This window comes from Paenibacillus sp. FSL H7-0331, from assembly GCF_001956045.1.
In genome coordinates this window covers 50,774-63,514 of sequence record NZ_MRTH01000021.1, presented here as the reverse complement: position 1 = coordinate 63,514, position 12,741 = coordinate 50,774, and the positions used below count along the sequence as shown (strand labels likewise).

The window sequence follows — 12,741 nt, the reverse complement described above, 5'->3', positions numbered from 1 at the left end:
AATAGAATCTAAGGGTGACTAACAGGCTGGGAAGGAGTATGACCATGGCAGTAAGGAGCATAGCGGGGACAAGGAAAGTAGTCGCTACGATTAAAACGGAACGAAGAAAAAGAATTGCTGAGAGCAAGTACCTATACGTTATGCTATCGTTGCCGATCCTTTACTTTATTTTGTTTAAGTACGGCCCGATGTTCGGGCTGCTGATCGGCTTTCAGGACTATAATTTTGTAAAAGGTGTTTTTCACAGTGAATGGGTAGGGCTTAGACATTTTCGGGAATTTCTGAGCGATCCGTACTTTTGGAGATTAGTAAAGAACACGGTGCTTCTTAATGTGTATATGCTCCTATTTTATTTCCCCACCCCGATTATTTTGGCACTGATACTGAATGAGGTTAAATTAAAATGGTTCAAAAAGCTGTCGCAAACCGTGAGTTACTTGCCGCATTTTCTTTCAACCGTCGTCATATGCGGCATGGTGGTTAATTTTTTCTCCAACGATGGGCTGGTCAACCGCGTGTTGCTTGAATTTGGCATCGAACCGAAGCCTTTTCTGATGCTGGCTGATTGGTTTCGAACGATCTATATCACCTCTGATATATGGCAGGGCGTCGGATGGGGATCGATCATTTATTTGGCAGCCTTATCCTCGATTGATCCGCAGCAATACGAAGCGGCCCGGATGGATGGTGCCAATCGATGGGAGCAGATTCGTCATGTAACACTGCCTGGAATTGCGCCAGTCGTGACCATTATGTTCCTGCTTACGCTCGGCAATATGATGTCCATTGGCTACGAGAAAATATTGCTGCTGTATACGGGTCCCACCTATGAAACAGCTGATGTCATATCGACCTTCGCTTATCGGCGTGGTTTACTGGGGAACGATTTCAGCTATGCTACAGCCGTCGAGCTTTTTCAAGCAGTGATTTCACTTTGCCTGATTACGGCTGCAAATCAAGTGTCGCGGAAAGTGAGCGAAACGAGCTTATGGTAATAGTTCTCCGTTACAGCACATTATGAAAGGAGAATCACATGAAAAAACAAATGACCGTGGGCTCCATTTGCTTTGATGCCGTCATCTATCTGAGTTTGATTGCGGCTATCTTTGCCTTTGTATATCCGCTTTATTACATGTTTATTGTTTCAGTCAGCAATGGGATGAACGTGATGCGGGGAGAAATCAAATGGTTTCCTATAGGGTTTAATTTCGATGCGTATTACACCATTCTTACAGATCCCAAAGTGATTAGGGCGTACGGCAATACTTTGCTGTACACTAGTGTAGGCACCTTCATTAATGTAGCAGCGACCGCACTGTGTGCTTATCCCTTATCTCGAAGCAGGCTTTATGGCCGGTCATTTTTTACCATTTTCATTGTCATTACGATGCTGTTCCACGGTGGGATGATCCCGACTTATCTTGTTGTTGACAGCTTGGGGCTGATGAACAGCATGTGGGCCATCGTCATTCCACCCGCGATCAACGTATGGTATATGATCATCATGAGGACGTTTTTCCAGAACATTCCGAATGAAATACAGGAATCGGCTGTCATTGATGGTGCCCATGAGATCACGATATTTTGGAGGATCATTATTCCACTATCAGCTCCTGTGTTTGCTACTATGATCATGTTCTATGCAGTGTGGCATTGGAATAGCTTTTTTCCTGCTACGATCTATTTACGTAATAACGAAATGGTGCCCGTCCAAATCATCATGCGCAGTATGATTGTCGATGGCAATGTAGGCGAGGTCAACTCAACGAGGGATCTGACCACCATTCTCCTAAGCATGAAGTATGCCGTTGTGATCGTAACCATTTTACCGATTCTCGCAGTGTATCCGTTTATTCAAAAATATTTTGTTAAAGGCGCAATGGTCGGTTCGTTGAAAGGTTAACGTTGACTATTCATTTGAGGAGGGGAAAGTATGAACAAACAAGGAAAAGTACTTCTTTCATCTATGGCACTGATGCTGACCGTTACGGCATGCTCGGATTCTTCGTCTAAGCAAACGGTGAAGGAGGTTCCAAGCACAAGCACCCCGAAGCCTGCTGCAGCGGGAAGTAAGGCGTCTGATGTGCCATTAACCGTGAAAATACTGAAAGGCTCTTCAAATATTAACCTGCAGGCACCGCTATTCGATTATATATTTGAGAAAACGAATGTAAAAATTCAATTGGAGCTCGTCACAACAAACTTTGAGCAAAAAGCGCAGACGATTATTGCCACCAACAGCCTGCCAGATATTATGGAGGTCGCCTATGGCAAACAAATGTATGTCGACGGGGCCAAGAACGGACTCTTTCTGCCGATCAGCGACTATATGAGCGATGCGCCCAATCTGGCCAAAATCATGAAGGAAAATAAAGAAATTGCTAAAAATAATATTGACGGCAAAATCTATTCGTTTCCGAAATTGGGAGCTTGGAAGCTTCAGCTGGCTCAGGGTGCGATGATACGATACGATTTGCTGGAGGAATTAGGGCTGGAGGCTCCGAAAACCTTTGACGACTTGTATAAGGTGCTCAAAAAGTTTAAAGAGAAGTATCCCAATTCCATTCCGTATACGGGAAGAGAAAATGCATTTAATTTATTAAAGCCGCTTGCCTTCGCAATGGGTTCAGGAAACCGGATTTATTATGATCCGAACATAGAGGGTGGCAAATATGTATACGGTCAGGCTCATCCCGAATTTAAACCCGTTCTTGAATTCATGAGCAAGCTGTTTAAGGAAAAGCTGCTGGACCCGGACTACGCGGTCAATACAGCCGATGCCATGAAAGAGAAGCTGGCTTCAGGCAGGTCGTTGTTCTACTACGATAATAACAGCTTTGGTGTCAATTTTAATGAAGCCTTGAAGCCGATTAATCCCAAAGCTCGTTTCGAGCTGCTTCCGTTGATGAAAAACGATCGAGGTCAAACACGGGGCTGGATGTATAAAAAAGACTGGATGCACAATATCGTAATTAGCTCCAAAACGAAAAATCCGCATGAGCTGGTTCGATTCCTGGATTGGTTTTATGGTGAGGAAGGGACACGGGCCACGGCATATGGTGTAGAAGGGGTTAATTACAAAATGGAGAACGGCAAGCCTGTTATTTTGGACAGTGTGCTTCAGAAATATGCCCAAATGAAGGACCCCTTCCGCAATATGCAAACTGATCTGGCGACCGGTTTTGAGCAGCTTGCTCTTAATGTCGACGAACACCCGATGGTTGAGACCTCGGCCCCTGAGCTGGTGAAATGGAAAGATATGATTACTACCGAGAAGGGTTATGTCTACGAGGTGGTCGCTCCGCCATTTACGAATGACGAGCTTTCACGATTAAAAACATTGCAGTCCAAGGTGGACACGCTGGTCGATCAGGAGATGGACAAATTTATTATTGGAGTTCGCCCTGTTAGTGATTTCGATAAGTTTTCCCAGCAGCTTATCGACAGCGGAGCTTTGGAAATTGAAAAGATATATAATGAAGCCAATCAACGTTATCTCAAACAATGAGTGTGCTATCAAAGGATTTCTGATAGGAAGGCCTGCCAGAAGCCGCGTTTCAACGGCCCTGGCGGGTTTTTGCATATTTCTGATGAGGTTATTGGAAGCCCCTGATATCGCAAGGTTGGGCATTTCTTTTTACAGGTTTGGCAGTATAATAAGAAGATAAGGAAGCGCCTTCATTCAATGGGACCAAGAGAGAGGGTGGTTGAGCAATGAAAACAATGAATTCCAAAGTTTCCGTTCCATTAAACAGACTTTTTTTACGTATACTGCTGTTCTTCCTCTCTTTTTTGATCCCTATTGTATTGATAGGGGCGATTTATTACGTAACCACGACGAATCGACTCCAGGAAGAGTTCACACAGAAGTTTGAAACGAACCTGCAATCGTCTGTTCATACCATCGATATTTATTTGAATACGGCGCAATCCAGCTCCGGGCCCAGCTTTTTTTATGAGGTTAGAGCCATTCTAAAACCTTATGCCGAGTATCGCGATGATGAACGTTTGGAGCTAACCAAAGTTACGCAAACATTAGCGAGAATTTCTAACAATCTAAGTGAATTAATTGATAATATATTTGTTTACACAGATGATGAAAAGGTATTTAAGCAGGATGGATTAGAGGATTATCGGCAGTTTTTTGAGAATTACAAGTTTAGCGGATACGATCAGAACTTGTGGAGAGACAAGCTTGAGAACGGCAGGCCCTTAGAGATTCTGGAGCCAACTGAGGTTCGAGTAAACAGGACAGTGAGTAAAACGGTTATTCCATTCTTGTTCACCAGTCTGGTTAATGGCCATAAAGCGGTTATGGTATATACGATTCCCATTGACATTATCGATAAGACGTTACGTAATCATACTTTGGTGGACTCTACCCAATTCATTGTAATCGACAACAATCACAACAAGGTGATATGGAGCAGTGCGAACCAGTTGACCGAGTCATCGGTTATTTCACAAATTCAGGCTTTCTTCAAATCGGGGAGCTTTCAGCATGGAGAATTGAAGATCAACCAAGAGGCATTCATTGTAACTCAGGTCACGTCGGAAACGTACGGCTGGAGCTATTATTCGGTGACGCCTGTAGCCGAATTTCGTAATCAAACGAGCTATTACCTCTTTTCTTTACTAACGACCTGCTTTGTGCTGGTTGTGGTCGGGATCCTGTTCTCGTTTATATTTACCTTCAATCTGTATAATCCCATTAAACGCATACGGGATATTCTTGACCATCCTGAAGAGAGCGATGGGCGTGCTGACAGTACTAACCGGCATACGGCGTTTGATTTTATCGGTACTCGTATTCATCGGCTAATCGAGCATAATCACCAATTCAAGCATGAACTGGAAACGGTATCCGTCGGATATTTGGAGCAATCACTGTTGAATCTGATTCACGGAAGAACTGCAGTTAACAAACAGGAAGTTGGAACCATGCTAAGCAAGTACAGCTCCTTTCACAAGCCTTCGTATGTGTGCTGCATCATCCGCTTCGACTTTAAGGAGGCATTTTATCAGGACATTCAGGATGTCGAGCGGTTACACATCGTTAGCAAAATGAAAAAGATTATATGGGGGCTGCTGCTGCCTTACGCCAATATATACTTGCTGGAGGAACACGATCATCTGTATATCGGGATCGTAAATGTGGAGGATGCCGAGGACACGGAGCAGCTGCGGAAGGGCCTGCAAACGATGGTCGACACGTTCCATTACGATTCAAGGTATTGCTTCATTTATATGGGGCTTGGAGACATGCATGAAGGGATTGAAGGCATTACGAGGTCTTACGCGGATGCGTTGAAGGCGCTGGAATCGGCGGATGGAAAGATGGATTTTCAAATTATTGATGCCACTGCTGTTTCTCATGGCTCTATGCATTATTCCTATTCGTTCATGGATGAGAATGGCATTATTAACTGCTTGAAGGCAGGCGATATGTCTAATCTTCGGCTGAAGGTGGATAGTATTATCGGGAAAAACAAAGAGAAGGGCGTCCCCCGTCACTTGATCTCGGCTCTCGTATCTGAAATCTACAACACAGGCTGCCGTTTCCTGGCTGAACGGGGGATCAATCCGAGTGAACTGATGGAACCAGGTAAGCTGGTTTCATTAACGAACCACGAAGAACAGCTGAATGTGGTGCTTGCTTTTTTTGAGCTGATCATGGATCGGTTTTCCTCACAGGAGCAGGACGGCTTCAGCGAGATCAGCTCGCTCATTATCGAATACATAGAAGGAAACTACCATCATGATCTGGGTCTGGAGAAAATCTCCGGTGAGATGGGCGTCTCCTCCAAATATATTTCGCATGTATTTAAAGAAAAAACAGGTGAGAATCTTATTGGGTACATCAGTAAGTATCGGATTGCGAAGGCCAAGGAGATGCTGGTGGAAACCGATTTGAATGTTAGCGAGATTTCCAATCGTGTCGGTATTTTCAGCCGTACGACGTTTATCCGTCTATTTAAAAAGTATGAGGGCACGACTCCGCTGCTATACCGGAATTTGAGCCGTAATAAATAAAAGACGGCAGAACCGTACACATTGGTACCGCTTAAATTGAGCTCATATATGAATATTATTATCCATATTTTGTGAACTATCACCTAATTTTAGTTTGATTTCATTGAGATCGCGTTCCATTTGGGCTATAAAAGCTGTCATATCGGAGGCATGAACAAACAGATTCAGGCCTTCTTGTCCCCATGCAATTTCTTGTTCCACGCCCCAGAAGTAATGTATGCCCGCCGCCACATGAGCGGCTCTTGCCTTACGAATGATCGTGCTGACAGCTTCCTTAAACACAGGGTGGTCATATTGTTCCGGTACGTTCAGACTGCATGATAAATCGTGGGGGCCGATCAATACACCGTCCAATTGTGGAACCTGCAGGATGGCATCCAGCGCCTCAAGCGCGGGTTCGCTCTCGATATTGACGATCAGTATGTTACCCGCATTGTATTGCTCCAGATAAGCTGCCAGCGGCTCCTCAGGCTCTTCGTGGCCTTGAACAATACGCGCTAATTTCTCGCCCTTGATCGGCCGAAGTTTGACCGCTCCCCTAAGCGCTTGTACCTGCTCCACGGTTTCGATATAAGGGGCAACAATACCTGCTGCTCCCGCATCCATAGCTTTACTTGCTTCATAAGGATCCGGGGAAGGAATGCGTACGATTGGCGCTAGTCCGAGCGCTGAGTAAGTTCGACACATCCAGGAGAGCATATCTCGGTCGATAGACATATGCTCGGTGTCAATAAAGACGAAATCAATACCCAATTTCCGTACTTCAACCGGCCATCGGGGTGAGGTGGATATAATCAGTGTGCCATAAACTCTTTGTCCGCTGCGAAGATGATTTTGCAATTGTACCTGATCCATGAAGGCTCCCTCATTTCTTATAACTTATCCTAACAATTTTAGGTTATCGTATGTAGCTGCAATAAGAAACGTCCACTTTCGGAACAGCCGTTTCAATTTAGGCGAGAGACAGATTTGTTGTTATTTTCCACCTTGTTTCAATTTTGCCGCGACTATTCAGATGAGAATTTGTGCAGAGACTTTACGGAGTTAGTTGTGGTATTCTAGAAGCAATGAAACTAACCCGAGGGGATTTACTAATGGAAGCTCATTATATTGGCGAATCCAAAAAAAGGTGTCAAGAAGCGGGGTTACAAGCAAACCAGCTCCCGTTTCCGAGAAACCGATTACATGTACATGAACTGCTGGAAAGAAAACATAAGTTCGCCGAAGCGATCTCGGTTATGGATTTTTTCAGTGACAAAACAACGAAGCTATTAGAAGGAACCCCGATACTCATCACACTGACTGATGATCTGGGGTATATTATTAGCTTCTTTGGGAATGAGTCCATAAGGGAATCTGCGGCGCAATTGGGTATACAAGAGGGCATTCGGTTTATCGAAAGAGACATGGGGACGAATGTAGTGGACATGGCGCTGCAGCACAAAATGCCCGTAGAGCTTCTTGGCACGGACCATTTTCATACTCATCTGCATACGACAGCCTGTTATTGTGTTCCTTTTGATTTTGCCGATATTGGTGGATTGACAGGTACGGTCAGCATGATGACATTACTCGATTTTCATAGTAAATTTGCATTGCCTTTATTAATTAATATGGTAGATTCCATGGAACGTGAAATGGTCCTGAGAAGGAAAAACAGGAATCAAAATATATTAAATCATATGACGCTTAACACGGTTAACAATGGGATTATTATAGCAGATAAGACTGGCAGCATTATCGAATTTAACCAATTGATAGAGAAGGTTACCCAACGTAAGAGAGAAGACGTAATTGGAACCTCGGTGCTTACAATTGACCTGTTTGCTCCTTATATGCTGGGAGTGCTAAACCATGGAGATCGAATAGAAAATAGGGAATGCACGCTCCCTAGTTCGTCCAATAAACGCATGACATGCTTGCTAGATGCTATCCCTATTGTAGACGACAATCAAGAAATTATTGGTGCTTACCTGCAAATTCGCGATATAACCGATCGTACTATGCTTGAGCAGCAAATTATTATGTATGAAAAATTTTCAGCGATAGGGAAGCTGGCTGCCGGAATTGCTCATGAAATTCGGAATCCACTTACCTCGGTGATGGGATTTATTCAGTTATTAAGAGAAAAGAAACCGAATGCGGACATCACGGCACGATATTTGGAAATCGTATTTAATGAATTACTTGATTTGAAAAAAATGGTATCCGATTTCGTACTTATGGCAAAACCGAGTTCTCCGGAAAAAAAGGAGCATGTGCTACAAAAGGTCATTGAGGATACGGTTCAATTCATGACCAGTGAGGCTAATCTTAAAAATGCCATTCTTACAACAAATTTATGCGCTTCGTTGATCCTGATATCGATAGATGCCAATCAAATCAAACAGGTGCTCATTAATCTCATACAAAATGCTTTTGAAGCCATGCCCGAAGGTGGAGGAGAGGTCGAAATCAGGCTCACCCCCAATGTGGATGAACATTGTGTGGAAATAAGTATTAGCGATAATGGAGTAGGTATTTCGGAAAAGCAAATCAATGAGATCTTTAATCCTTTTTTCACCACAAAGGAAAATGGTTTAGGATTGGGCTTGTCGATATGCTACAGAATTATTGAAAGTCATAATGGAAACATTCATATTAAATCAAACGCGGAGCACGGTACCCAATTTATTGTTTCACTTCCCTTAGCTTACGACATTCAGAATGATCATTAATTTTTATAGGTATGATTACTATAATTAATCTTTCCGTTGACAAATGTTGGGTAATGCCATTATGATATACCTAAATTACTTGAGAGGAGGCTGATGAATATGAATTCAATCCACATCCGATCTACACAATTACAGAAGAAAGTCCATTTCATCGGCCTTTACCGGGTCTGTGAATTTAACTAGGTTTACTCATTACAATTAATGAAGCTTAGATAATGAAGGCGTAAGTAAAGCCATGGACGATACAGGTCTATGGCTTTTTTGTGTTATCCACGATCCCAATTCACAATTGAAAGGAATCATAAACCTATGAAAGAAAACTATTATCAGAAGGTCCAGCTTCCTGCCGGACAGGTGCATGTATATGCAGGACCCTCGCTGTTTCAAGCTTTAGATTACAAGGTATTTGAAATGGCTAACAACAATCTGCAAATTCCGAATCAAGTCTATATGAGCTATACGCCTGATGTACATGTAGGTGTTGGAACCTGTATCGGTACTACGGCTGTGTGGAATACCCATGATGGCTATGTGTCTCCGTCCATTGTCGGCAGTGACATTGGCTGCGGGATGCGCGTTCACTTAACGAATCTGCATAAGGACGAATTGAAAGAAGTAAAGCTGCGTAGAAAGCTGGTCAAAACAATTGAGAAGTATTTGCCTGTTGAAGATCATGCCCGCGGGCATTTCTCTGATATTCGTCTGGAGCATGTGATCAAGAAGGGACTGCTCGGTCTCCCCAAAAAATATATCCCGGATGGCTACACGCCTCGTAAGGCGACCTCGTTAACCCATGTGGAGCGCAGCAAGTTTCATTTTGACGAAAATGCGCTGAACCTGTTTCCTGATCGGGTATGGCATCGTGCACATAGCCAACTCGGAACACTCGGGGGAGGTAATCATTTTGCAGAGATTCAGTACATTGAGATTGCTGAGGATAACCGGGAGGTAGCTGAAGCTTGGGGGTTATTCGATGGTCAAGTGATCCTTATGATTCACTCAGGTTCACGTTCGTGGGGAGGTTCGGTGAGTCAATATTGTGGTAGCCTTATGGCGAAGATGATGCGCGCTCAAGGGATAGGCACCGCAGACCCCCATTTATTATTCGGAGCACTTTCGGAGCCAGTGGCTCAAAGCTATGTAGATTTAATGTACTCTGCCCTCAACTATGCAGTTGTCAATCGGCATCTGATCGCGTATGCGATTAGGGAAGCGGGTAAGGATGTATTCGGGTCCAAATTTGAAATGTCGACGCTGTACGATCTTATGCACAATTATGCATGGGAAGAAGAGCATGAAGGAAATTCTTATTTTGTCCATCGAAAAGGGGCTACCCGTTCCCTGCCGCCGAACCATCCAGATAATCCTGAGCCGTATCGACTCACCGGACATCCTGCACTCATTCCAGGTTCGATGGGAACCTCCTCTTATATCATGGTGGGCTCTCCTGAGGGAAAAGCGAATTTCCACTCGATCTGCCATGGGGCAGGCCGTATTCGTTCGCGAAGCGCTACGAAACGTTTAATTACTGTAGACGAATTCGCTTCGTCCATGCGTGTAGGAACCGAGGATGAAGTTGTCGTGAATCAAAAATCACTCGAATCGATCATAGATGAATCTCCACAAGCCTACAAAGATGTAGATCAAATTATCGAAAGCGTCGTCGGTGCAGGCCTGGCCCAGGTCGTTGCCCGTTGTAAGCCGATGGCGACAGTTAAAGGGGCTAAGTAAGCATATATGAATAGAAATGAGGACGTGATCACCATGTTAAATGAAAAAACAGTCGTAAGTTTGAGCAAGCTGCTGGTAATGAAGTTTGGCTTGCGGATCAAGTGCCTGCTGAATGCTGCAGCTTATATTCGTACGATGGAGGTAAGGAATTATGAAGCCAAAGCTTATTGATATTGGTGTTAATTTAATGCATCGTTCATTCCATGAGGATCGGGATCAGGTTATGGCACGAGCGGAAGCGGAGGGGGTCTCGCCGCTTATCATCACGGGGACGTCGCTGAAAAATAGTGAAGAGGCCGCTCGATACGCGGGTAGATTTACTGGAAAATTGTTTACTACGGCCGGGATTCATCCACATGATACGAAGAACTGCCAAACTCATACGATAGAGAAGCTTCGTAAGCTGGCATTACTTCCTCAAGTGGTTGCTATTGGTGAATGTGGACTGGATTACAATAGAGATTTTTCACCACGGGATGTTCAGAAGCGGTGGTTTGAGGAACAGATTCGTTTGGCCTGTGAGCTGCAGCTGCCACTTTTTTTACATGAACGGGATGCCCATTATGAGTTTATGCAGACGCTTAAGCCGTATCTTCCTCGTCTGAATAAGGCTGTTGTTCATTGTTTTACAGGTTCGCTCCAGGAGCTGCAGGTTTACTTGAATATGGGCTTCTATATTGGCATCACAGGATGGATCTGCGACGAGCGCAGAGGTAAGCACTTGGCAGAGATCGTTAAGCGAATCCCGCTGGATCGACTGATGATTGAGACGGATGCTCCTTTTCTTACCCCACGTGATTTGGCTGTTAAGCCGAGTGAGGGTCGCAACGAGCCAGCCTTTTTACCTCATATTCTGAGAAAGGTTGCTTCATGCCTGGGTCGGAGTATCGAGGAGACTGCGGAAGCTACGACGAAGGTAGCTAGGGAGTTTTATGGGTTATCCATACATTAACGTCAGGTGAACATCGCTTCGGATTTAACTGTCGATATCTTGCTATTTTATTCATGCATACTACTGCCGGACTCAAGAATGGCTTATACTTGTATGGATGAGGTGAGGATATGGACCAAAAGTTATTTGACCTTGTATACCAATCCGTTGTTAATCGAGAATCGACCTACGATGGTGTCTATTATACGGCAGTAAGGACCACGAAGATCGTATGTCGACCTACTTGTCGGGCCAAAATCCCCAATGCAAGTAATGTGACGTTTTTCCACTCACTTGAAGGTGCGCTTCAAGCAGGCTATCGGCCCTGCAAACGTTGTAAGCCTGAAGCGAACGGAGCACTTCGACCGGATGCGGTATTGGCTGTACAGGTGGATGCGATCATTGAGACACAATACAAAGACAAACTGACTTTGCCGTTGCTGGCTGCTTCACTTGCTATAAGCCCTTATCATTTGCAGCGTGTATACAAGCAAGTGACAGGATATTCACCTGCCGAAAAAACCGAGCGTGTTCGATTAACGCACGCACAGAAGCTTTTAGTAGAATCCAGAGCCTCCATTGCGGAGATCGGAGCAGCTGTGGGCTACCGCAGTGCATCCCATTTCACTTCCTGGTTTTGTCGGAGAACAGGTATATCTCCCACAGCGTATCGATATGAACAAATAGGAGGAGAAACAATTGATAGCGAGTAAAAAATATCGTCAAACCGTAATCGGCTTGAATCAGTCATGGACCCTTATAGCCAGTGAGCACGGAATTAGCCAATTGCTATTCCCTCCTCATCTTGCTTCGTTGGCTGGGTTGAAGAAAGATATCACGGACGCTGAACAGATGATAGAGGATCACAGCCTTTTTGTACAATTCGGCATCATTGACCTATTGGAGCAGTACTTTGAAGGAATACCTGTCAGCTTCGATAAGGTCCCTCTGGATGTAGAAGGGACACCCTTTCAACAAAGTATGTGGAGGGCCCTAAGCCAGATCCCTCATGGAGAAACGTGGACGTATAAGCAGCTTGCCGACACGATTGGAAAACCTTCAGCGATGCGAGCGGTAGGTACAGCGATTGGGCGCAATCCATTACCGATTGTTTTACCTTGTCATCGGGTCGTAGGATCCAACGGTACGTTAACAGGATTTAGAGGGGGACTCCAAATGAAGAAAGACATCCTTGCTTTGGAAGGGGTAACCCATATGGAAGCCGCAGGGCATGAGCGATTCCAGTTCTGAGCTACCACTGCCCATCATTGGAGTGCTCATTCATTAAACCATGCCCAACAATGAATTTGTAAAAGAAAAGCAGCCTTT

At 44.4% G+C, this 12,741-nt stretch carries 11 protein-coding genes; 10 read left to right on the top strand and 1 reads right to left on the bottom strand.

All coding sequences use genetic code 11. The features are described from left to right. Positions 1-44 precede the first annotated feature (44 nt). From BK127_RS26315 to BK127_RS26300, 4 genes are all read left to right on the top strand, one after another. Positions 45-995, top strand: a complete 951-nt coding sequence (locus BK127_RS26315; protein WP_144026562.1) for an ABC transporter permease — start codon at positions 45-47, stop codon at positions 993-995. Between the two features lie 38 nt (positions 996-1,033). Further along, positions 1,034-1,903, top strand: coding sequence for a carbohydrate ABC transporter permease (locus BK127_RS26310; protein ID WP_083689595.1), 870 nt, complete (start codon positions 1,034-1,036; stop codon positions 1,901-1,903). A 30-nt stretch (positions 1,904-1,933) separates the two neighbouring features. Beyond that, complete coding sequence (locus BK127_RS26305) at positions 1,934-3,508, top strand: extracellular solute-binding protein (protein ID WP_076234502.1); 1,575 nt, start codon at positions 1,934-1,936, stop codon at positions 3,506-3,508. Positions 3,509-3,714: 206 nt separating this feature from the next. Then, on the top strand, positions 3,715-6,033 hold the full coding sequence (locus BK127_RS26300) for a helix-turn-helix domain-containing protein (RefSeq protein WP_076234501.1): 2,319 nt from the start codon (positions 3,715-3,717) through the stop codon (positions 6,031-6,033). Positions 6,034-6,075: 42 nt separating this feature from the next. Here the strand turns inward: BK127_RS26300 and BK127_RS26295 are convergent, their stop codons facing one another. Beyond that, complete coding sequence (locus BK127_RS26295) at positions 6,076-6,888, bottom strand: HpcH/HpaI aldolase family protein (protein ID WP_076234500.1); 813 nt, start codon at positions 6,886-6,888, stop codon at positions 6,076-6,078. 239 nt (positions 6,889-7,127) lie between these two features. Here BK127_RS26295 and BK127_RS26290 point away from each other — a divergent pair, with 239 nt between their 5' ends. The 6 genes from BK127_RS26290 (at position 7,128) to BK127_RS26270 (ending at position 12,663) form a co-directional block, all read left to right on the top strand. Next, a complete protein-coding gene (locus BK127_RS26290) occupies positions 7,128-8,750 on the top strand; it encodes an ATP-binding protein (protein ID WP_076234499.1) in 1,623 nt (540 codons plus the stop codon). Between the two features lie 309 nt (positions 8,751-9,059). Then, positions 9,060-10,481: an RtcB family protein gene (locus BK127_RS26285; protein WP_076234498.1), complete on the top strand. Its 1,422-nt coding sequence runs from the start codon at positions 9,060-9,062 to the stop codon at positions 10,479-10,481. 6 nt (positions 10,482-10,487) lie between these two features. Then, entirely contained in the window at positions 10,488-10,652 is a 165-nt protein-coding gene (locus BK127_RS43890; RefSeq protein ID WP_179097605.1) for a hypothetical protein, read from the top strand. Next, a complete protein-coding gene (locus tag BK127_RS26280) occupies positions 10,633-11,433 on the top strand; it encodes a TatD family hydrolase (RefSeq protein WP_076234497.1) in 801 nt (266 codons plus the stop codon). Before BK127_RS43890 ends, BK127_RS26280 begins: the two co-directional genes overlap by 20 nt. Before the next feature lie 110 nt (positions 11,434-11,543). Next, a complete protein-coding gene (locus tag BK127_RS26275) occupies positions 11,544-12,125 on the top strand; it encodes a bifunctional transcriptional activator/DNA repair enzyme AdaA (RefSeq protein ID WP_076234496.1) in 582 nt (193 codons plus the stop codon). Beyond that, positions 12,112-12,663: a methylated-DNA--[protein]-cysteine S-methyltransferase gene (locus BK127_RS26270; protein ID WP_076234495.1), complete on the top strand. Its 552-nt coding sequence runs from the start codon at positions 12,112-12,114 to the stop codon at positions 12,661-12,663. The genes BK127_RS26275 and BK127_RS26270 overlap by 14 nt, the downstream gene beginning before the upstream one ends. The last annotated feature ends 78 nt before the right edge of the window (positions 12,664-12,741 follow it).